General features: G+C 47.3%; 20 protein-coding genes. 7 read left to right on the top strand and 13 right to left on the bottom strand.

All coding sequences use genetic code 11. The features are described from left to right. Nucleotides 1-183: 183 nt before the first annotated feature. The 6 genes from R0134_RS01255 to R0134_RS01280 all read left to right on the top strand — a co-directional run bounded on the left by R0134_RS01255 (nucleotide 184) and on the right by R0134_RS01280 (nucleotide 5,712). The gene (locus tag R0134_RS01255) at nucleotides 184-1,407 is read left to right on the top strand and encodes a hypothetical protein (protein ID WP_319783106.1); all 1,224 of its coding nucleotides are present in this window, start codon (nucleotides 184-186) and stop codon (nucleotides 1,405-1,407) included. A gap of 56 nt (nucleotides 1,408-1,463) precedes the next feature. After that, nucleotides 1,464-1,787 carry a hypothetical protein gene (locus R0134_RS01260; protein WP_319783107.1) on the top strand — a complete coding sequence of 108 codons (324 nt, stop codon included), beginning with the start codon at nucleotides 1,464-1,466 and terminating at the stop codon, nucleotides 1,785-1,787. A gap of 1 nt (nucleotide 1,788) precedes the next feature. Then, on the top strand, nucleotides 1,789-2,463 hold the full coding sequence (locus R0134_RS01265; protein WP_319783108.1) for a C39 family peptidase: 675 nt from the start codon (nucleotides 1,789-1,791) through the stop codon (nucleotides 2,461-2,463). Between the two features lie 26 nt (nucleotides 2,464-2,489). Then, complete coding sequence (locus R0134_RS01270; protein ID WP_319783109.1) at nucleotides 2,490-2,948, top strand: hypothetical protein; 459 nt, start codon at nucleotides 2,490-2,492, stop codon at nucleotides 2,946-2,948. A 497-nt stretch (nucleotides 2,949-3,445) separates the two neighbouring features. Beyond that, nucleotides 3,446-4,693: a VpsR-related response regulator gene (locus R0134_RS01275; RefSeq protein ID WP_319783110.1), complete on the top strand. Its 1,248-nt coding sequence runs from the start codon at nucleotides 3,446-3,448 to the stop codon at nucleotides 4,691-4,693. 2 nt (nucleotides 4,694-4,695) lie between these two features. Continuing rightward, nucleotides 4,696-5,712, top strand: coding sequence for a hypothetical protein (locus R0134_RS01280; RefSeq protein ID WP_319783111.1), 1,017 nt, complete (start codon nucleotides 4,696-4,698; stop codon nucleotides 5,710-5,712). Nucleotides 5,713-5,787: 75 nt separating this feature from the next. Here the strand turns inward: R0134_RS01280 and R0134_RS01285 are convergent, their stop codons facing one another. The 9 genes from R0134_RS01285 to R0134_RS01325 all read right to left on the bottom strand — a co-directional run bounded on the left by R0134_RS01285 (nucleotide 5,788) and on the right by R0134_RS01325 (nucleotide 14,763). Continuing rightward, on the bottom strand, nucleotides 5,788-6,849 hold the full coding sequence (locus R0134_RS01285; RefSeq protein ID WP_319783112.1) for a c-type cytochrome: 1,062 nt from the start codon (nucleotides 6,847-6,849) through the stop codon (nucleotides 5,788-5,790). After that, nucleotides 6,849-7,463 carry a c-type cytochrome gene (locus tag R0134_RS01290; RefSeq protein ID WP_319783113.1) on the bottom strand — a complete coding sequence of 205 codons (615 nt, stop codon included), beginning with the start codon at nucleotides 7,461-7,463 and terminating at the stop codon, nucleotides 6,849-6,851. The genes R0134_RS01285 and R0134_RS01290 overlap by 1 nt, the downstream gene beginning before the upstream one ends. A 143-nt stretch (nucleotides 7,464-7,606) precedes the next feature. Next, nucleotides 7,607-8,095 carry a M48 family metallopeptidase gene (locus R0134_RS01295; protein ID WP_319783114.1) on the bottom strand — a complete coding sequence of 163 codons (489 nt, stop codon included), beginning with the start codon at nucleotides 8,093-8,095 and terminating at the stop codon, nucleotides 7,607-7,609. 294 nt (nucleotides 8,096-8,389) lie between these two features. Continuing rightward, complete coding sequence (locus R0134_RS01300) at nucleotides 8,390-9,796, bottom strand: efflux transporter outer membrane subunit (RefSeq protein ID WP_319783115.1); 1,407 nt, start codon at nucleotides 9,794-9,796, stop codon at nucleotides 8,390-8,392. Nucleotides 9,797-9,846: 50 nt separating this feature from the next. Next, entirely contained in the window at nucleotides 9,847-11,775 is a 1,929-nt protein-coding gene (locus R0134_RS01305; protein WP_319783116.1) for a MacB family efflux pump subunit, read from the bottom strand. Then, nucleotides 11,772-12,923: an efflux RND transporter periplasmic adaptor subunit gene (locus R0134_RS01310; protein ID WP_319783117.1), complete on the bottom strand. Its 1,152-nt coding sequence runs from the start codon at nucleotides 12,921-12,923 to the stop codon at nucleotides 11,772-11,774. The genes R0134_RS01305 and R0134_RS01310 overlap by 4 nt, the downstream gene beginning before the upstream one ends. A gap of 237 nt (nucleotides 12,924-13,160) precedes the next feature. Further along, a complete protein-coding gene (locus R0134_RS01315; protein WP_319783118.1) occupies nucleotides 13,161-14,069 on the bottom strand; it encodes a putative metalloprotease CJM1_0395 family protein in 909 nt (302 codons plus the stop codon). A gap of 1 nt (nucleotide 14,070) precedes the next feature. Further along, on the bottom strand, nucleotides 14,071-14,358 hold the full coding sequence (locus R0134_RS01320; RefSeq protein WP_319783119.1) for a flagellar biosynthesis protein FlgE: 288 nt from the start codon (nucleotides 14,356-14,358) through the stop codon (nucleotides 14,071-14,073). 165 nt (nucleotides 14,359-14,523) lie between these two features. Beyond that, on the bottom strand, nucleotides 14,524-14,763 hold the full coding sequence (locus R0134_RS01325; protein ID WP_319783120.1) for a DCC1-like thiol-disulfide oxidoreductase family protein: 240 nt from the start codon (nucleotides 14,761-14,763) through the stop codon (nucleotides 14,524-14,526). Between the two features lie 501 nt (nucleotides 14,764-15,264). Between R0134_RS01325 and R0134_RS01330 the strand changes: the two genes are divergently transcribed. Then, nucleotides 15,265-15,885, top strand: a complete 621-nt coding sequence (locus R0134_RS01330; protein WP_319783121.1) for a porin family protein — start codon at nucleotides 15,265-15,267, stop codon at nucleotides 15,883-15,885. A 188-nt stretch (nucleotides 15,886-16,073) separates the two neighbouring features. Here R0134_RS01330 and R0134_RS01335 read toward each other — a convergent pair whose 3' ends face one another. From R0134_RS01335 to R0134_RS01350, 4 genes are all read right to left on the bottom strand, one after another. After that, on the bottom strand, nucleotides 16,074-17,363 hold the full coding sequence (locus R0134_RS01335; RefSeq protein ID WP_319783122.1) for a TRAP transporter large permease: 1,290 nt from the start codon (nucleotides 17,361-17,363) through the stop codon (nucleotides 16,074-16,076). Between the two features lie 66 nt (nucleotides 17,364-17,429). After that, complete coding sequence (locus R0134_RS01340) at nucleotides 17,430-18,059, bottom strand: TRAP transporter small permease (protein WP_319783123.1); 630 nt, start codon at nucleotides 18,057-18,059, stop codon at nucleotides 17,430-17,432. Between the two features lie 153 nt (nucleotides 18,060-18,212). Further along, entirely contained in the window at nucleotides 18,213-19,235 is a 1,023-nt protein-coding gene (dctP, locus tag R0134_RS01345; RefSeq protein WP_319783124.1) for a TRAP transporter substrate-binding protein DctP, read from the bottom strand. A 529-nt stretch (nucleotides 19,236-19,764) separates the two neighbouring features. Beyond that, complete coding sequence (locus R0134_RS01350) at nucleotides 19,765-20,523, bottom strand: MipA/OmpV family protein (RefSeq protein WP_319783125.1); 759 nt, start codon at nucleotides 20,521-20,523, stop codon at nucleotides 19,765-19,767. Between the last annotated feature and the right edge of the window lie 64 nt (nucleotides 20,524-20,587).

A 20,587-nucleotide genomic window follows, 5' to 3' on the forward strand; every position in this document is an offset into this window, starting at 1 on the left:
ACTTTTAACGTTTTTTTATAAATTTATAATTTTTAATATATTAAAAAGATTGGTCTTAAATTATATTCGATACAGCTACAATTTTCAGCTGGGCTACTCTTTAACTCAGGGTGTGTACGCAACGCCCTAATTTCTGCCAAGGTTACAGGCAGACAAAATAAATAGATGAAGAGGGAGTTTAATATGTCTATGCAAAAGAAAACTTTAGCGGTTTTTGTCGCTTTAGCAGTAGGCGCTTCATTTGGTGCTGCAGCTGACGATAATATTGCCACTGACAGCTTTAATACTCAGGATAGTTACAACGATAACAGTCAAATGGATAATACTAACAATAGTGTGGCCGATAGTGGTAACGCCGACAATAGCGTAGCTGATAGCGGTAATGACAGCTCTGACAACAGTGTGGCCGATAGCGGGAACGATAATAGTCAAGTTGATAATACAAACAACTCTGATAATAGTGTTGCCGATGCCGGCAATGATAAATCTGATAATAGTATAGCTGATAGCGGTAACGACAATAGTCAAGTTGACAATACAAACAACTCTGATAATAGTGTTGCCGATGCCGGTAATGATAAGTCTGATAATAGTTTAACTGATAGTGCTAACGATAACTCCGACAATAGCGTAGCCGATAGTGGTAACGACAACTCAGATAATAGTTTAACTGATAGTGCTAACGATAACTCTGACAATAGCGTAGCCGATAGTGGTAACGATAACTCAGATAATAGTTTAACTGATAGTGCTAACGATAACTCTGATAATAGTGATAATTCTGACAATAGTATTGCCGATAGTGGTAATGATAATTCGGATAAAAGTGATAACTCCGATAATAGTATTGCTGATAGCTACAATAGTACTACCAATGAGCGTGATTCAAGAAACTCATATAACTCTGCAGATTGGAGTTGGGCACAAACTGTAACCAAAACTAATACAAATACTCAAAGTAACACAACTAACCAAACTGGTTATGCCATGGGCGCATATGCAACCTCAAGTGCAGGTGGTAGTTCAGGTGCTGATAGTTACAATGGAGCTAGTCTTGATCAAGGCGGTGACGTAGGTGCTTACGGCTTAGGTGCAGGTTTAGGCTTCGGGTGGGGTGGAGCTTCAGCTGAAAGACGTAATGATGATGTTGATAACGCTGCGGAAGGTTTTGGTCAGGGTGACGGTGCTGGGTCAGGTTTAGCATCGCTGGATCCGACTCAAAATCTTGAACAGAATTCTGCTGCAACCTCGAATAACAGCATCTCTGCTGTATCTATGATTGTATCTGGTAATAACACAGTGGGTAACGGCGGTTCTACTAACGGTATCAGTATGAACCAAGGTGTGTCTGGCCATGGCTCCTTTGGTCAACAGAGCGTAAACGTAAACGCCAGCGTTCAGTTCTAATTTAATTCAACCTTTAATGCCGGCCTCTTTGGGCCGGCTTATTTTAAGGAGGGAATATGAAAAAGGTAATATTGTTATCTATTTTATTGAGTGCTTCCACCTTAGCCGGACAAGAACTGGATATGCTGCCTGTTGCCGATCATGCGCTTCTGGATGAAAGTAGAGGTATGGCTAATTTCACTGATCAAGATAATATAACAAAACAAGGAGCTACTGTAGCTGGAAATAACGTATCCAATGCAATTATATTGACCGGTTCTAATCAAATCTCGGCAGGTGCTCTGGCAGGCTCTAATGGTATTATTATGCTTAATTTATCATCTGGAAATAATAATATTACTAATATGAGTACATCTATCAATATAACAACGGTAAAATAACATGAAGAAACTACTCTTGTTGTTGTTTTTTATTCCTCATTTAAGTTTTGCGGTTAACTTACCGGGAGTCGGCGGTGGGAGTTTCAGGGTGCCGGTAAAAAGTTTTAGTGACATTAAATTTGGTGAAGTAGTGAAGCAGCAGTATGACTTTAGTTGTGGTTCTGCAGCCTTAGCCTCATTGCTTACTCATCATTATGATATGCCAATTACCGAAGCGACTGTTTTTGAGGAGATGTTTAAATATGGTGATAAAGAAAAAATAGAAGAAAAAGGATTTTCGATGCTGGATATGAAAAACTTCTTGGCTAGAAGAGGTCTTAATGCTGATGGGTATCAGTTAAAGATAAGTGATGTAGCTAAGCTGGAGATGCCATCGATAGCCTTGGTTAATTACAATGGATATAACCATTTTGTGGTAGTTAAAGGTTCTAGAGATGATAAGGTTCTGGTAGGCGATCCTTCAATAGGACTACATATAATGAATGATGAAATATTTGATGAAAGTAGTAACGGTATATTTTTCTTTATCAGAGATAACACTGAGATAGCAAAAGCCAGTTTTAATAAAAAAGATGATTGGGAACATTCTGCCCCTAGTGCCCCCTCAAAAATGGCACTTATCCAACGGTTTCCTCATCTGACGGACTTGATGCTACCATCTGAATATGATTATTGAATATAAACAAATTTAAGGGAGTAACGATGATGAGATGGCTAGTAGCTTTACTTATTATTATACCTGCGATAGCCTTTTCTAAAAGTTACGACACTTTTTTTGAAAGTACGCCTGCCTTATCGGAAAGTGTATTAGAACAGCAACGAGGCGGCTTCGCCTTGCCGGGTCTAAATTATTCAATAGGATTGAGAATGGAGGCGTTAGTTAATGGGCAAAAAGTGCTTTTTAGTAACATGTTTAATTTGGATAGGAACAGTGTAAATCCCGCAGTAATAAATGATGTGGCAGGAGTAAAAGGTTTAAATATTACCGCTTTGAATGGTAGAGGCCAGCTTGGCTTTGTAGTAGATAATGCCGCAAATAACGTTAGGGCCGATGTCGTTTTACATCTAGACGTAGTAACTCCGATAGATATTAATGCCTATAGAGAAAGTCAGATGGCCACAATTAGAGTAAGAGAGGCAATAAGACAAACTAGGTATTGATTTCAAAATATAATATAAGGATAATTAATTGCGCATAATTTATATAGAAGTTTTCATCCGTATAATCTAACAACATTGAAGCTGAATGTTATGTTTCTACGCTAGTTATGACGAGTTGCTTATGTGATTTATTTTATCTTGGATTTATAATTTTTGAAGAACAAGCTGTCAGTGTCAGATACTCTTAAGCGCTAGAATTAATCACATAATCTCCCCTCCATCTTTAATGAAATTTAGTGAGATATCTTTTAACACTCCATTGAAAAATCAATGCTTGTGGCATTATAACTTCGCACTTCATTTCACCCGTCAGATTGTGGATTCATATAGGCCTTGATATGGGCGCTATCATCATTAATTGTGCATTTTTTTCATTTGTGCCGCTTACTATATGTTTTTCTTATGAAAATATGGATTTTGTTATTCTATCTTCCGGTGGTGTTCAGTTCTGTTCTATAGTTTTAGGCATCATTGGATGATAAAAGTGGTGGTGGGGTATGGCCGTAGAAAGGGAGGTCTTGGTTCTTCAGTGCTCTACTGGCGTGAGCGTGTTACGCAACCTGTACTCAAACTGGACCTTTATAAGATATAAGTGTCTGGAAGCTGCGGGCCAGTATCTTACTCATTCAGAAGCATCAGTAGGCATCATTGACTGTAGTGGAGCAGAGCAACCCGACCCTAAATTAGAAAATTGGCTGGATAGTTACAAGGGTGTGTTTTGGGTGGCTGTGTTATCGAAATGCCAACTATCTAGGAAAGAGTGGCAGCTTTTTGTGGCAACGCATTGTTATGACTACCACACGACCCCCATCTTGGAAGAAAAATTATTTATTACCATAGGCCGAGCTTATGGTATGACAAACCTTAAAAACAACTTGAGCCTGTCGTTTCAGCGATCTCAAGTTGTAGGCGTACATGATAGTTTTAAAAAAGTATTACGATATATAGATCGTCACTCGGAAGGAGGTCTTACTCTTTCTGGAGAAAGCGGAACTGGTAAGCGTCTCCTTGCTGAAACCTGGGCTAACATTAAAGGCTTTAGATTTGTAGAGCTAAGTGCGAAAATTAATGAAAATGAACTTGATAATTACCTATCAATGCTGGATTTTATATTTAAGAAAAGAACTATTCGTTCTTTTTGCCTTTGTATTTTCGATATTGAATTTTTGCCTGTGATTATACAGGTGTATATTTGTAATTTAATAAGTTCATCTAATCTAAATAGTTTTGAATTGATTTTTTGCTGTAATGTGGACTCCTCTGAAATAAATGAAGTTAATTTAATTTCTCCAGAGTTTATGGTGTTGCTGAAAAATAATTGGATAGTGTTGCCGCCGTTACGAGATAGAGGCCAAGATAAGATTATTCTCGCTAGGCACTATCTCTATAAAATAAGCCGAAAACAAAAAAAAAGACTGCTTGGTTTTTCTAATGATGCTGAACAAGCTATTCTCAAGTATGACTGGCCTGGCAATGTAACTCAGTTAATTGAGAAGGTTTTTGTAGGCGTATCATCTTGTGAGGATAACTATTTAAATCTAAAGCTGATGGAGTTTGAGGATAAACATCCCCCAGAAGAATACACGAATATGAGTTTGATAGAAGCAAGGGAAGAAGCCGAGGCGTTGGCGATTGAGAGAGCGCTTAATCTAGTATCGGGACGTCCTGGGCAGGCTGCCGAATTGCTTTGCATTTCTAGGGCTTCGTTGTATCGGTTGATAGCAAGATATGGAATCAGGAGATAAACATGGAACGAAAAATATTATCAGCAAGTTTGCTGCTCTTCGCAGTAAGTGCGGCGCAGGCACAAGATAGACAGGTCGTGGACACAGTGGCTAGCGCACTTAAGGCACAAGGCGTAATGACGCCGAAAGGTCACTTTGAAGTAGAGCCATCATTTAGTTATTCACAAAATAGTGCTAATCGTATTTCTATTCTGGGCTTTACCCAAGTGCCAGCCATACTTGTCGGCATCATCGAAGCAGAAGATGCAGATTATACCACTTTCATTGGGGCCTTGGCGGTGCGTTACGGTTTAACCGACCGCATTGAGCTGGAGTTAAGAGCACCTTGGGTTTACCGCTATGATTCTATTACCAAGCGTATAGCGGTGCCCAAAGGAGGTGATGATACTAGAACCTTAAATTCTAGCGGTGGTGCCTTGGGTGATATGGAAGCGGCCATACGGTATCAATTTAATCTGGAGTCGGCTCCTTATTGGATTGGTGGATTAAGAGTCAAGTCTGATACCGGTCGATCGCCTTTTGATCAAGAGATCGATGTTAATGGTATCTTTAAAGATCCAGCCACTGGATCTGGTTCTTGGTCAATTGAGCCCGGCTTGACCATGATTTACCCCATCGATCCCGCCGTGATATTTGTCACCGGTGGTTATACGTGGAGTATGGAAACAGATGCAGCTAGATACCGAGTAGTAAAGGTACCGGATACCTTGGAAAATGAAGTCGTCCGTTTACCAGGGACCGACAAGGTAGATTTAGGCGATAGTTTTTTTCTCGGCATGGGCATGGGTTTTGCAGTCAACGATCGCTTATCTTTCAGTCTTGGGATAAACCACAGAACCGTGTTTGAATCGTCGCTCAATGGTAGTAAGACCGGCAAGGTGTTGCAGCTAGACAGTTTAACGACCGGTTTTTCGCTGGCTCTCAGCGAAAGTACATCCCTTAACTTGAGTTTACAGGCCGGTTTGACCGAAGATGCACCAGACGTGCAGCTGAATTTTGGTATGCCTATCAGGTTTTAATTAAAAGAGTAATTAACGTATAAAATAAAGGCCGGATAACCGGCCTTTATTATGTGTTAGCACTCAGCTCTGTGTTTACTGAGGCTTATTCGGGTGGTTGGGGAAGCTTTCGCTGCCCAAAATTTTACCGTCTACTTCGGTACCGTAATAACTGGTTTTGCCGTGAAACTCTTTACGGGTTTCGGCTACATCACCTTTAGTGCGGGGGTCTTGTGGACGGTCGCGCGTGTCCAGATACATGGCTACGTCCCACGCTTGCTGGTCGGTCAGCTTATTAGGTTGGCCTAGAGGCATATTGTGCTTAATAAAATCGGCGGCGGTGTTCACGCGCTGCATACCCGCACCCCAGTTATAGGTATCTGGGCCCCATAATGGCGGGAATACATAGCGATTATTAACCTGCTGACCTTCGCCGTTTTCACCGTGGCACACGGAACACTCTTGCTCAAATACGGCCTTGCCGCGAGCAATGTCCGGGGCTTGTTCTGGCTCAGGCGTGGTTGGGTAGGCACGGCCCACTAGTGCCGGCTCTTTGCTGCCACCCTTATCCAAATAGGCTTTCATAAACGGAAAGTCTTCACGCTTACCGCCTTTGAGCAGGTCTGCATCGCTGGGGACTGCCATATCTTTAGGATCGAAGTCTTCACCGGTGAGCGTGCCTTGTGCCAACCAATAGGCATAGGCAGACAAATCGATTAAAGCCTCTGAGCCATAGTCCGGTGAGGTGCCGTTCATGGAGAACATAAAGCAGCCTTGCATCCGCTCTTCAAAGGAGTTGATGCGGTTATTCTTAGCGCGAAACACTGGGTAGCTCATGTAGGCGGCCCACAGTGGCGCAGAGTTTTCTTTACGCCCTGCATCCGTATGGCAGTTCACGCAGTTAAGGCCGTTGCCGGTATATTGTGGTGATAAGCTCTGGGTATCCACGAAGTTTTTGTAACCACGTAATACTTTTTCACCAAACTCACCTTCGGGCAACTTATCCCAGCCGGGGGGGCGGGGATAAGTTTCTGCGGTTTGATTGGGCAGCTGATCTTGCACTGCTAGTTTATTGGCATCGGCTTCTGTAGCTGAAGCTGAACCTGCGCTGATCAAGGCTAAGCTGACCAATAGCGACGAATAAGAGAGTTTCAGCATTATTTAGCCTCCACATTGGCAAAGTATTGGGCAACGGCCGTGATTTCTTCAGCTGTCAGCTTCTTGGCCATCACACCCATAATGCCGTTTGCATCACCGGCACGCGTACCCTCTTGCCAAGCTTTAAGCTGGCTTTCGATATAATCCGCATGCTGGCCCGCTAAGTGCGGGAAAGTGTCACCTACCCCCACGCCTTCTGGGCCATGGCAAGCCACACAGCTCGGCAAATCACGCTCCCAGTCGCCTAAATAAGCCAACTTTTCACCTAAGTCGGTTATTTGTTGTGGACTCTTTTCACCACGAAATGCAGGCTGGGTTGGCTGTGGCAGGGCTAAACTGGCAAACCATTCACTGGTGGCCTTAATGCCGGCTTCATCCAACATCATGGCCATGGGTTTCATAATGGCGTTTTGACGCTCATCGGTTTGAAAGTGCTTAAGCTGAGCGGCTAAATAAGCCGCGGGCATACCGGCAATCGAGGGTGCTAAGTTGGGCATACCTAAGCCTGTCGCTTGATGACAAGCGACACAAGCTGCTGCTTGAGGAGGCATATCGGCTTGTGCCGAAAACGCCGATATTGCCAGAGCACTGGCGAAGAATACGAGTTTTTTCATAATTGTTATCCTGACGTTATGCTTCCAAGCGTATTCTAGGATGGTAAGGGGCGGACGATACGTACTTCCCGCATAACCTTAGTAGATCTGAATAACAACATATACCTAGATCACAAGTCAGCAACATTTATGTGACTAGATAGCTATTGCTCACGCCAGTGCAGCCACAAGCGGGTATCTAGTTCAAATTGATGATAATCAGGCTCCATGTGGCAACAGAGCTGATAAAAAGCTTTGTTGTGCTCTTTTTCACGAAAATGCGCTAACTCGTGTACCACTATCATGCGCAAAAACTCAGGCGGCGCGCTTTTAAACAGTGCCGCTACCTTGATACTGTTATGGGCTTTTAGTTTGTTGCCTTGCACTCGGGATTGATAAGTGTGTAGGCCAAGAGCGTGCTTAACTATCTGCAATTTGCTGTCATAACTCACCTGCGACAGCGGCGAGGATTTGCGCATATATTGATTTTTTAGCTCGGTCACATACTGATACAAGGCTTTATCACTTTGTATTTGATGCAAGTCCGGATACTTTTTTTCCAGATAAGTACCTAAGCGACCTTGGCTTATCAGTAGTCCTGCTTGGGTTTGGATCTGCTCTGAATAATGAGCGATGTACTTTAAGGTGGTCACGGGATTAAACCTGCAAGGGGTGAAGAGTGAATGGTAAAGAGTGAAGGGTAAAGAGTGAAGAGGACGGGCTGGACACTAAGCCGTCAGGTGGCGAGCTCTTACCATAAATATCTTGTTTACGTGGGACAAGAGCCGAAAAGCCTAGATGGGTAAGAGCTCGCTCTAGATGCACTTGTGCTTAGCCTTTACTCATAAAAGCTCCTTTTAGATTTTATCTCTATTTTTCCGAGTTCTTCCGTGGGTTTCGTTGCTAATAGGTCTAAGTCTTGGTTTTTATCTCGTCCGCTTCACGCTTTACTCCTCACCCTGTGCGTCGTTTTCCCACCCGCCACCGAGCGCCTTGATCAGATCGAGCGTGGCGCTAAATTGACTTTGCCGCAAGTTAACCAGTTGCTCGTCGGCGCTAAACAGGGTGCGCTGGGCATCCAGTAATAACAAGAGCTCGTCGGCACCGGCGCGATAGCGGATATCGGTAAGATCTAAGGTGTGCTGGGCATCGTCCACGATACGCTGTTGTTGTGCGATTTGTGCTTGGCTAAGCGCCAAGTTGCCCAAGGCATCTTCGGTTTCTTTTAGCGCCTGCAGTATGGCTTTTTGATAATTGAGCACTAACTCTCGTTGGCGCGCTTCGCTGATTTTAACCTGACTACGCAGTCGACCGCCATCAAACAGGATTTGGCTTAAGCTGGCACCTAACCCCAAGGTATTAACGGGGTTGGCCAGTGACAATAAGGCCTGACTGGCTAAACCACCACTGCCGGTGAGTTGTACTGAGGGTAGCAGGGCGGCGCGGGCGGCACTGACATTGGCATCAGCGGCTTGCAGTTGCGCTTCGGCAGCGGCTAAGTCTGGACGGCGAGTGAGCAATTCACTGGGCAGGCCCGGCGCGAGGCGTGGCAGCGCCAACTCGGCCAGCGGCTGTGATGCCAAATGATAATCTTGGGGTGCACGACCCAGCAGTATGGCCAGTGCCGATTCGGTTTGGCGGCGTTGTTCACGCAGCGGCAGCAAGTTGGCCTCTTGGCTGGTAACGGCGCCGCGTTGACGATAAAAATCACTCAAAGTGGCGGCGCCATACTTATATTTGGCTTCGACGATGGCGAAGTTGCTTTGGGCGGTGGCCAAGTTTTTTTCATTGATGCGAATTCGCTCATCCAGTGTCAGCAGTTGTACCCAAGCATTGGCGACACCCGTGGTCAGCATAAGTTGGGCACTGGCTAAGTCATATTGGCTAATGGCGAAACCGGCCGTCGTGGCTTGGCGCTGGGCGTTCAGCTTACCCCATAAATCCAGCTCATAGCTGATGCCCAGATTGGCGGAGGTGCCTTCGCTAGAACCATTTTTCTGCCAACTTTTATTGCTACCCGCGCCCAGATTTAAACTCGGAAACAAAGAAGCATTCGCGCCTTGCACTTGTGCTTCGGCTTGCATAATTCGCTCGGCGGCAATCAGCACATCTGGGTTGGCGCTAAGGGCTGTGGTGATCAAATCAGTTAAGACAGGAGAATTAAAATCCAGCCACCAAGCTTGATGCAGTGCTTGGTTTTGGTTGGATGTAGGCGTGGATGTGCTCCACTGGCTGGCCATTTTGTAGACGATGTCAGGACGGTCGCTGGTGTCAGTGCTGGCACAGCCAGCCAACAGCAGCGCACAAAACAGCGGTGATAAAGCCCAAGATGAATGACGTGATAAATGAGGCATTAAACGAGACCTTAAATGAGACCTTAAATTAGGCATGGTAACTCCGAAGCTTATTCTGAAGAGAGCGCAACCACAGGATCTAGCTGCGCGGCTTTGCGTGCCGGCAGCCAGCCAAAGACTAAGCCGGTAGCAAAGGCGCAGCCAAAGGCGAGCAATACCGGTGCGAGTGAAAAATAAACCGGAATACCCACGGCGCCTAAGATGGCGGTAGCCGCCAAGCCCAAGGCCACGCCGATGGCGCCGCCCAAGGCTGAGACCACTAAGGCTTCTATTAAAAACTGCTGCAAGATATGCCGCGTGTGGGCGCCGGTCGCCATGCGAATGCCGATTTCTCGGGTTCGCTCGCTGACGCTGACCAACATGATATTCATCACACCAATGCCGCCTACCAATAGCGAAATAGCGGCAATGGATCCCAACAGCCAGGTAAATGTCTGAGTGGTGGCCGAGACGGTATCTATGATGGAAGACATGTTGCGGATTTGAAAATCTTCCCCGCCGTGGCGCGCCACCAGCAGCCGGTTAATATCGGCCTCGGTGTCATTGATGTGCGCAACGTCGCTCACCGAGACGGTAATGCTGCGTAAAAACTGCTGGCCAAATAACCTCAAGCCACCTGTGGTGTAAGGCACAAACACCACATCGTCTTGGTCTTGGCCCCACGGCGAGGCGCCTTTGGCGCTCATCACGCCGATCACCTGAAACAGGTTGGTGTTTACCGTTACATATTTCCCCAACGGATCCTGATTGGGGAATAATGCCTCGGCGACGGATTTACCGATCACGGCGACGGTGGCGTAACTTTGCTCATCAGCTTCACTAAAGAAGGTGCCTTCTGTGAGCGGCCACAGGCGAGCACGGGGAAAATCCGCCGAGGTGCCGTTAATTTCTGGGCTGTGATCCAGATTGCCGTAACGCAGGGTTGCGGTGCCACCAATTTCTGGCACGACCGCATCGACGTTTGGCAGCTCTTTGATGGCCTCCATATCGGCGGCCACTAAGGTGGAGGTGGTGCGCCGGCCAAACTGATTGGGCGCACCGGGGTGCACCGATAATAAATTACTGCCCATGGCGCTGATGCTTTGCACTATTTCTTGCTGGGAGCCGTTACCGATTGCCAGCATAGTAATAACCGAGGCCACGCCGATCACTATGCCAAGCAGGGTGAGGGCGGCGCGAAACAGATTACTGCTCAGCGCTCCGAGTGCGGTGCGTACCGCTTCAAATAATTCTGCCGCCAGCGAGCTGTGACCGTGGGGTTTAGCCGGTAGCTCAGGCACGGCAGCTTGAGCGCTAGGGCCGGGGTCTGCCACAATCAGACCGTCGCTGATCTCGATGCGTCTGTCCGCAAGGGCTGCGACTTTGGGATCGTGAGTAATTAAAATCACCGTATGGCCAGAGCGCGCTAAGTTGGTGAGTAGCACCATTACATCTTTGCCGCTTTGGCTATCGAGCGCACCCGTGGGTTCATCCGCTAGGATAATCTCGCCGCCGTTCATTAAGGCGCGTGCAATCGATACTCGCTGCTGTTGACCGCCGGAGAGTTGATTGGGTTTATTCTCTAAACGTTCGGCTAGGCCTAAGGTGGTAAGTAATTGCTCGGCCTTAAGCTGGCGCTCAGCCCGAGACAAGCCCGAATACACGGCCGGTACCGCCACGTTGTCCCGTGCACTCACGCCGGCCAGCAAATGATAGCTTTGAAACACGAAACCGAAGGTATCGCGGCGCAGCTCGGCGAGTTGGTCACGACTCAGGCTGGCCACATCTCGGCCCAGCAGGCGGTACTCACCGCTAGTGGGTTTATCCAAGCAGCCCAAAATATTCATTAAGGTCGACTTGCCGGAGCCTGAGCTGCCCATGATGGCCACAAACTCACCGCGATTAATGGTGACATCTACGCCTTTAAGCACGGTCGTCATCAGCTCACCGCTGCCATAGGCTTTGGTGATGCCCTTTAGCTGGATTAAGGGCGTTCTCATATGCGCATCCTTGCGCCCGTTCTGGCGGGGGAGTTATTTTTGTTACTGCTTGCAGCTTGGATCTGCACTTGCTCACCTATGGCGAGACCTTCGGTAATAGCCGCATGAATTCGATTACTGACGCCCACCTGCACGTTGCGAATTTCTGGCTGGCCCTTGGCATTCACCACAGTCACTTGGGCCTTAGTGCGATCAGATGGGTCAGAAAAAGCCAGTGCCGACATGGGCACTAATAACGCATCTTTAGCTTCTGTCAGCACGAAGAATACTTGGGTGGTCATTTGTGACATCAAGGCGCCATCGGGATTGTCGATATCGAACAAGGCGTTATAGAGCACCACATTATTTTCGATAACGGGGGTGGGCTCAATCTTGCGCAGTGTACTGTACCAGCGCTTTCTTGAGTCGCCGAGGGTAGTGAAATATACCTTCATGCCGGGGGTTAGTTTGCTTACATCGGCCTCTGACACTTTGGCTGCCACCGTCATCACCGCTAAATCGGCGATGCGCATTAGCACCGGCGACTGCTGACTGGCGTTTAAGGTTTGGCCTTGGCGAGCATCGATTTGCACCACTGTGCCGGCCATGGGCGCCACTACTTTGGCATAGCTGAGGTTGGCTTCATCGGCGCGCAAGCTGGACTCAGTTTGCGCAATTTGTGCGGTGAGCGCTTCTACCTGTGCTTGTGCCGAACGTAGCCCAGCTTCGGCACTTTGCACGCTTTCTTTAGCGGTGGCGTTGGCGGCCAACAAATTACGTTGGCGAGTATGCTGTAGTTGCGCCAAAGTCAGCTGGGCTTCGCGGTCTTTAAGCTGTGCCTTTTGGGCACGCAATTGGGCACGGCTGGCGTCCACTTGGGCCACGTATACGGTGGGGTCTATCTCGGCCAGCAAGCTGTCTTGCTCAACCTTATCACCTACTTCTACGGCGATGACTTTTAACTGGCCCGATACCTGAGCGCCCACGTCTACGTAACCGCTGGGCTGCAAGGTGCCGGTAGCGGTCACTTGATCTAATAAATCGCCTTTTTCTACGGTTATAGTTAAGGGGGGCGCTTTAGGTTTGCCTAACCAATCGCTGCCAAAATAGGCGTATAAGCCGAGCACTAAGAGCGCTAAAACCAAGCCTGAGATAAGTATTTTTTTCATTTTTAGATCCCAAATCAACATTAGGCAGTATGACCAAACAGGGCGGTGCCAGCGCCGCGCACAGCTGAGTATTGTAGAAGCTGCTATTCAAACAGCTAATTGTCACTCAAGTGTGTCAAGAGGTTACTTAAAGGTGGGTAAGAGTAAATAATGAGGAGGGAGATTATTACAGAGAGCTAAAAGCAAAAATGAGCGCCGGTTCAAGAGCGCTCATTTTATAAACAACCAATAGAAAAGCTAGGCCAGACTAAGTAACTGCTGCTGAGATTGTGCTTGCGCCGCCTTGCCGTAAACGCCAGCAATCACCTGATTTCTTTGCTCCATCTGGCCATTGGCATCTTTGGCAGTTGGGGTGTCAGTAGCAATGTCCGATGGTGATTTAGTCGCAGGCGCTGCAGCGGCTGAGGTATCTGTGGTTGATATAACGGATGCCGTTTCGGAGGTATCGCTACTCTTATCAGCCGCCAATTTATCTTCAGCAGCACTTGGCTCATTCGCTTGCATTAATTCGGCGGTGGCTTGCGCGATATGGGCATCGGCGCGGGCGGCGGCATTCTTATCGGCGCTGGACGGCTGGGCGGGCGCTAATGCGGCGGCTTTAACTTGGCGCATCTTTTCTATGGTGGCATTCGGATCGCCGGCAACGGGTGACAAATTTACCGACACTGAGCCTTCCACTACATACTGTTTACCATCGGGGCCGGTTTCATAGTCGTAACTGGGCGTGCCCGTATGTTGGCCGCCTACGCTGGCGTGCTGTTGTTCGTGGGTTCGTACTTCTTGATCTCGCCGCTGCAAGCTCAGCAATTCTTCTTGTTGCTCTATCGTTAGCTCTTTACCAGCCACATTTTTAGTGGCAGCGTCAGCTGAGGCTTTTGCAGTGTCATTCTTGGCATCGTCAGGGGCGGCTTCATCCGGTTTGCTGGTCTCGCTGGCAACGGGCACTCGTCCTTGACGAGTATAAAGCTCAGGTTGCGGCTCTTGCTTAGCGCCACCAAAGTCTTGAGATTGAGCTGCATTAGCATTAGTGGACGGCGCTATCGCTGGTTGCTGTTGCTGGTCTTGCTGAATACGCTCGGCCGCTTGTGGCGGTATAAAAGCAATACTGGATTGGGCGGCGTGCAGTGCTGAATTAGGTATTTGCATATTACACCCGAATATCAATAAGCGTGCCTAGCATCTCATCTGCAGTTTTAATGCTTTTTACATTGGCACCTGCGTGTAGCTCGGCGGCTTTGAGTTGAATAAGGCTGTCGGTTACAGTTTTTTTACTGGCATCCACAAACTGATCCGGATTAACCGTGGAGCGAGTCGAAGATTCATTGGTGAGGGAATTAATGTTAGCTCGGCTGATATTAAGAGAAGCATCGGTCACGCTGTCAGCCGCGCGCTGAAAGCCTTGGATACCGTTCGAAAATGGCGATTGAATATTCATACGTGTCCCTTAATCAACACCTGAGTCATGGCCAATTATTGACCACAATGGACACAATTGGAAGCCATACTCTCCTTGTTGTCCGCAACTCTCTTCTTGTGGTCCACGACCAAGGAATAACACTAAAGCTGAGCAGCCAAATACTCGATGCTCTGTTATGGCCATTTATAGTTCGGTTCTTAACGCCTTGGCCAGTTGTCGAGCACTGGTAAAGGTGCTTCTACGCGCCCACCTAAGCCATGCCAAAACGCGCAATTTAGGCACGGTTTGCCATAACCTCACCATGGCATCTACACCCGTATGTAACTGGTCTTGTTTATCCAAGAGGTGCAGCTTTTTCAGACACTGAGCCTGAGTGAATCCCGCCGCTAACAGCAAGGGTTCGTGTTGCCAAATATCTAACACAAATATCTAACCAGAGTACTGAATGGGCACCCGCATGGCGGCGCTAAAGGGCAATCTCTCGATCACATAAACCACAACGACCGTCATAAAATACGCCGAGCATGCTTCTCTCTCTTGGCTCGGTGTGAGCTCGAATTAATAAGATGACAGGTAAGCTTTACCTTGTCAGAGCGCAATGATTTTCGTCATTTAGGGGATTTATTTAGCAATATCAATCATAAGGCGCAGCGGCAGGAATCAGTAAACAGGCAATAAAAAAGACCGTTGTAACTGTCTTATCATCAATCTTTCACAGAGCAGAGGCAGCGGGGCGAGTGCCGCTCGCGTGTTGGCAATAGACGACAGCACCCTGCATAAATTGACGAAACGACTGGTCTCAAGTGAATCTTATTGGTGTTGATTCGTTTGACTACACTTATTCCGTACGCGTAGATGAACCACTTGAGAATTAATAAAAAAAGTTTAACAAAAACGTTAATTAAATCACAAGGACGGTGGCTAATGGTAATACATTCATTGATTACAGGTTCGTGTCTGTTGATGGCTGTGGGCGCTAATGCCCAATCGTATTCTGCAACAACTTTCCCTCTATACGCGCAGCCTGAATATTATGCAGGGCTGAACTATGCTCAGTTGCAATCTGAAATAGAAAGCGACGCTACTGACGAGGTATTTTCACCTAACTGGCACACTTTGGGTATTAACTTGGGTATACAACCTTCGCCTTATCTGGCGTTTGAGGCTCGGTATGGTAAGGGGGTTGGAAGTGGTGACTACAAGGTATCAACAACATTTGGCTCTGTTAAGGGAAATACCAACGTCAGGCATTACTTCGGTTTTTATGTTCTACCGCAGATGCCGATCCAGAATGTCATGTCGGTCTATGGCCTGTTGGGATGGACTAAGGCTAAAGCTGAGCTAGAGGTGACGGAATTTAATAATATGCCAGTATATGGCAAGGTCTCTGAGTCTGAAGACGACTTCAGTTATGGCGTTGGGGTGCGTTTTCGTGACATGAGGCGTCCCGATGGTGTGGCATTCTTCGCGGAATACGCGCAGCTGATTGATCGTAGTAAAGTTGATGTATCAGGCTTGATGCTCGGCCTAAGCTGGCATTTTTAATCGCTTTTTAACTATGTTATCCATATCAAAAGGGCCTTGCGGCCCTTTTTGCCATAGCGGCCCAAGCCGTGCTGGCTTTTAGTCGTGCGATACTCATCCCAAGATACTGATCCCAAAGTGACCGACCACTAATGCCTCGCCTTTTCTACGGCTTTCAGTGCTGAAGCAACCCCTCATGTCTTAGCTTCTTATTCTGCAGGGAATGCTAAGTCGCGTAAGAACAGGGCGATATCTGGAAAAGCAATAATCAAGCCTGCCGCCGTAACCAACATAAAAATAAAGGGCGGGGTGCCGCGTATGACTTCCATATAAGGTCGCTTAAAGATAGCGATGGCTGTAAAAATATCACAGCCAAAGGGCGGCGTCGCGGAGCCAATAGCCACCTGTAAGGTAATTAATACCCCCACTAATACCGGATCTAAACCTGTGGCGGCAATGGCTGGCGCAAAAATGGGCGTCAGTACCAAAATCACCACTATGGGATCCACAAACATACAGGCAATAAAGAAAGCGATACTAATGGCTACCATCACCCCGATGGGGCCGGCGTCGTTCACCCCGACCGACTCTAAAATGGCTTGTGGTACTTGAGCAAAGGACAATATCCAAGAAAAGCCATTGCCCACTGCCACCAGAATAAAGACCACGGCGGTGATCATGCCCGTTGATTTAGCTATCTGATAAAGCTGGGGCAACTTGAGTGAGCGAAACACCACAAACTCAAGTAAGAAGGCATACAACACACACACGGCGGCGGCTTCGGTGGGGCTAAAAATACCACCGTAAATACCCCCGACAATAATCACCGGGAAAAACAGTGGCCATAACGCCCTGCGGGAGGCGGTGAAACGTTCCGACCAGCTTGCTTTAGGCTCGGTGGGTACATTGTTTTTGTGAGCGTAATACAAGCAATACAGCGAGAACATCACCAAAATCAGCAAGCCAGGTCCTATGCCGGCAATAAATAGCTCGGCAATGGAGGTTTTAGACACCACGCCATAAATAATCATGCCGATACTGGGCGGGATCAAAAAGGCGATATCACTGGCGTTAATGATCAACGCCAAGGTAAAGGAGTCGGAATAACCAGCTTTGAGCATTTTTGGTCGCAGCGGCGAGCCTACCGCTACCACTGTGGCTTGCGTGGAGCCAGACACGGCGCCAAACAGCGTGCAAGAAGTGGCGGTACTAATGGCCAGCCCGCCTTTAATGTGGCCAATAAAGGCCATCACCATATTGATCAATCGGTCAGCAGATTGGCCGCGGGTCATAATATCGGCGGCCAAAATAAACATCGGCACCGCAATCAAGGATGCGGGCCGGATGCCGGCCATCATTTGCTGAATAAAGGTGCCCATCTGACCAAAGCCGTCGAACATCATAACGAAGCCCACTACAGAGGCGACGATCAGCGGGATCATCATAGGGAAGCCTAATAGCAGTAGGATAATCATGATGGCCATTAATAGAGTTGCCATGGTTTATGCCTTTTTATGGTTACTTTTTATTGTTATTAAGACCAAGCTTACGGTGTGCAGGTGCTGCTATGTTTTTGTTTCATTTTTTGTTTCATTTAGGAGTTCAGTGTTGGCATAGCCGTCTACCACACCGGTAGATAAATATACCTCTGGGCTGGTGACATTCTTCACCGCCGTCAATAGATACTGAATGCCGGTTACGGTAAAGCCGATGGGTGCCCAAATATAAATCCACCAAATTTTAAAACCTAATGCCGGCAGAATTCGGCCGCGACTATGCAGGGTTTTTATGTATTCGTAAGCGTGATAAGCCAAGAAAAACATCACGGCGGCAGTAAAGAGGGCGATGAGAATCATCAATATTTTTCTGAATTTGGCTGGTAGCGCGTCATATAAAGCAGACATACGAATATGGCGACCATGACGGGCCGCATAACCAATGCCGGCGAAGGTAATAAAGATAATTAAGATGCGGTTTATTTCACCGGAGAAGAAGAAGCCTTCGCCAAACACAAAACGAGCAATCACGTTGGTGCAGGTATTAATGGCCATTAGCAGCACCCCTGCGGCTAGCATTAGGGCCTCGCCGCGGGCAATCCATTCATCGATAATGCCCAGTACACCCGGTAAGCCGGAGCGATAGGCGGGAATATCGTCTGCTAATTCAGAGCTGGATTCAGAGTTAGACTCAGACATAATTTTTCTGACCTTCCACAATCTATATCGTTAAGTTAAGCAGTACTGCTGCGAAAGACCTTATTAAATTCAGCAAGCGCCCTTGCTCTGTTGATCGTGTGGCTGCTAAAACAAAACCCCACCGCTAAGGTGGGGTTTGGGCGTCGAGAACAATTATAAGTCTTTAAGATCTTGCTTAAATTGCTGCAATAGCGCTTTGCCGCTGTCGCCTGCCATCTCAATAAACTTGTCTTCTACTTGAGGCGCGCGTGCTTTAAATGCCTCAATTTGCTTATCATTTAAACGGGTGACGGTGACTTTCTTGCTGCTGTCGGTAATTTTTTTCAGTGAGCTGTCTGCCAGACCGTCTATGTGTTCGAGGATTTCTTCAAACGCGTAGTCGGCTGCTTTTTGCACCAAGGTCTGATCTTCTTTAGATAAGTCATTATAGAAGTCTTGGTTGGCCATCATGGCGGTGGTAAACCAGCCGTGACCGGTAAAAATTAGGTTTGGTGACACTTCATATAATTTGCCGGACTCAATCCAGAAGATGGGGTTTTCGTGACCTTGGATCATATTGGTTTGCAAGGCGCCGTACACTTCGCCCCACGGTAATGGCGTGGGCGTGGCACCAAAGGCGGAGTAGGTTTCTGACAACAGCGGGTTGGTCATGACCCGAATCTTCTTGTTGTTCAGCTCTTCTGGAGTAGTGGCGATTTCATCTAAGGTGACCACCATTTCGCCTTCTGGATACATTTTCAGCAGTTCTAAACCATTCTGGGCATAGAGCTTGGGGAAATCTTCGTTAATGGCCTTACTGTCGCGAAAGAATTTCACCACAGTGCTCATGTCGGTGGGCAGCAGATAGGGTATAAAGAATATTTGTGCTTCAGGGATAAGCGCGCCAGTGAAACCGGGGGATTGGTTAACAAAATTTAGGATGCCAGCCTGGGTTTGTTCCATTATGTCATCAGACTCGCCCAGCTCACCAAAGCGATAGACCTTAAGCGTGTGATCGGAATTGTCTTCAATATATTCTTTGAATTTGTAGGCGTATACATCCTGCACGTCGCCTTCATATTCTTCGTGGGCATAGCGCCAATTAGCGGCTTGCGCGGCAGTACAGGTGAATAATGCCAGCGCAGATAAGCCAGTGAGCTGTTTTAACGTACGCTTCAATTGATATTGCTTGTTCATTAAGCACTCTCCATGGTTTAGAGCAATTGTGTCGAGTAATAGCGTCGAGCAATTGTTTCGTGTTCTAACGTCCTAGTTGTGCACCAGACTGACAAAAGAAAAACCAAGAGGCAAGAAATCTATGGTATTTAGTCTATTTTATTGAGCTTAGTCGAGGTTTGGCGTTCGATGTTTGCTAAAAAAAGCACAGATTGCTTAATGTTTTGCGGGTTTGTGGTCAATTGGTAATCGTATTTTAGCTAAAGCGCTTCATTTAGATGCAGAGCTGCTTATTAGGCGCTGAATGCGGCTTGAGCTGAGTGTAGGCTAGGTTTACTGCATTATACGAATAGTAATATGGTTTCATCACTAACGAGTAGGCGGGATGTGGCGAGGGGAAGTATTAAATGTGCTTAATGCGTTAAATTAAATAGCTGGATAAGCAGGTCAGATAACAAGCGGTGTGAGAGTAAATAATGGCCATAAAAAAGCCGCAAGCTTAAATAGTAATACTTAAGTGCTGCGGCTTTAGAGAGATCAGTGCTGTCTCTTAGAATTGATAGCTAACGACTACACCGGTTAAGGTTTGGGTGGCATCACCCGCTTGGCGCACGATGGAGCTGTCTTTAGCGTCCCCAGTTAGCTGAGTAATACCGGCAATACCGGTCAGTGACCAGTCGGTGGCAAATTGATACGTCACGCTACCGGCCAACCCTAAGCGCCAATAACCTTGCTCGGCATTGTAGCGAGCGATACCGCTGCGAGCGGAGTCGGCAGCCGATACATTAAACATATCTTGGGTCCAAGAAGAGCTGCTATACACCAAGCTTGGGCTTACACCCACAAACCACTTAGGTGCAATTTGGTCACGCCAATCGGCGCGTAACGTCATCTTGTAGCCATCTACATCACCGGTAAAGGGGGATTCAGCTTTTAGGGTGTAGGCCCACTGATTCGGGCGATAAGTGAGCTTAACGCCGGCGGTTAAGCCATCATCCACCTTGTCAAAGCGACTTAAATCGCCGGTGTTTTTACGGCCAATGTGATAACCAATAAACGGCGACAGCGTCCACTCGGGCGTTTGCAGCACATTCACTCCTAAGCCATCGCGCCAGTTTAAATAGGCCAAGTTACCGTACTTGATATTAAAGTCGGGGGTTAAGCGGCTCTTGTAATCATCACTGCCCAGATAATCCGGTGCCACTGTAGCGACGATACCTATGCTGCCATTCCAAGCGGATTGAGCCAGCGCTGGGGCGGCGAACAGGGGGGGCAAAATGGCTAACGTACAGACCAATGAGCGAGACATAAAACGATTATCCTGTGGTTAACGAGGCAGTTAATGCTGATTCAGCTCCTAGTGTGAGGGTTAT

The organism is Oceanisphaera sp. IT1-181, from assembly GCF_033807535.1.
GTDB lineage: Bacteria > Pseudomonadota > Gammaproteobacteria > Enterobacterales > Aeromonadaceae > Oceanimonas.

Bases quoted from the DNA above. Each gene is read 5' to 3' on its own strand.
- R0134_RS01255 (WP_319783106.1), top strand. From the start codon at position 184: ATGTCTATGCAAAAGAAAACTTTAGCGGTTTTTGTCGCTTTAGCAGTA.
- R0134_RS01260 (WP_319783107.1), top strand. From the start codon at position 1,464: ATGAAAAAGGTAATATTGTTATCTATTTTATTGAGTGCTTCCACCTTA.
- R0134_RS01265 (WP_319783108.1), top strand. From the start codon at position 1,789: ATGAAGAAACTACTCTTGTTGTTGTTTTTTATTCCTCATTTAAGTTTT.
- R0134_RS01270 (WP_319783109.1), top strand. From the start codon at position 2,490: ATGATGAGATGGCTAGTAGCTTTACTTATTATTATACCTGCGATAGCC.
- R0134_RS01275 (WP_319783110.1), top strand. From the start codon at position 3,446: ATGGCCGTAGAAAGGGAGGTCTTGGTTCTTCAGTGCTCTACTGGCGTG.
- R0134_RS01280 (WP_319783111.1), top strand. From the start codon at position 4,696: ATGGAACGAAAAATATTATCAGCAAGTTTGCTGCTCTTCGCAGTAAGT.
- R0134_RS01285 (WP_319783112.1), bottom strand. From the start codon at position 6,849: ATGCTGAAACTCTCTTATTCGTCGCTATTGGTCAGCTTAGCCTTGATC.
- R0134_RS01290 (WP_319783113.1), bottom strand. From the start codon at position 7,463: ATGAAAAAACTCGTATTCTTCGCCAGTGCTCTGGCAATATCGGCGTTT.
- R0134_RS01300 (WP_319783115.1), bottom strand. From the start codon at position 9,796: ATGCCTCATTTATCACGTCATTCATCTTGGGCTTTATCACCGCTGTTT.
- R0134_RS01305 (WP_319783116.1), bottom strand. From the start codon at position 11,775: ATGAGAACGCCCTTAATCCAGCTAAAGGGCATCACCAAAGCCTATGGC.
- R0134_RS01310 (WP_319783117.1), bottom strand. From the start codon at position 12,923: ATGAAAAAAATACTTATCTCAGGCTTGGTTTTAGCGCTCTTAGTGCTC.
- R0134_RS01315 (WP_319783118.1), bottom strand. From the start codon at position 14,069: ATGCAAATACCTAATTCAGCACTGCACGCCGCCCAATCCAGTATTGCT.
- R0134_RS01320 (WP_319783119.1), bottom strand. From the start codon at position 14,358: ATGAATATTCAATCGCCATTTTCGAACGGTATCCAAGGCTTTCAGCGC.
- R0134_RS01330 (WP_319783121.1), top strand. From the start codon at position 15,265: ATGGTAATACATTCATTGATTACAGGTTCGTGTCTGTTGATGGCTGTG.
- R0134_RS01335 (WP_319783122.1), bottom strand. From the start codon at position 17,363: ATGGCAACTCTATTAATGGCCATCATGATTATCCTACTGCTATTAGGC.
- R0134_RS01340 (WP_319783123.1), bottom strand. From the start codon at position 18,059: ATGTCTGAGTCTAACTCTGAATCCAGCTCTGAATTAGCAGACGATATT.
- dctP (WP_319783124.1), bottom strand. From the start codon at position 19,235: ATGAACAAGCAATATCAATTGAAGCGTACGTTAAAACAGCTCACTGGC.
- R0134_RS01350 (WP_319783125.1), bottom strand. From the start codon at position 20,523: ATGTCTCGCTCATTGGTCTGTACGTTAGCCATTTTGCCCCCCCTGTTC.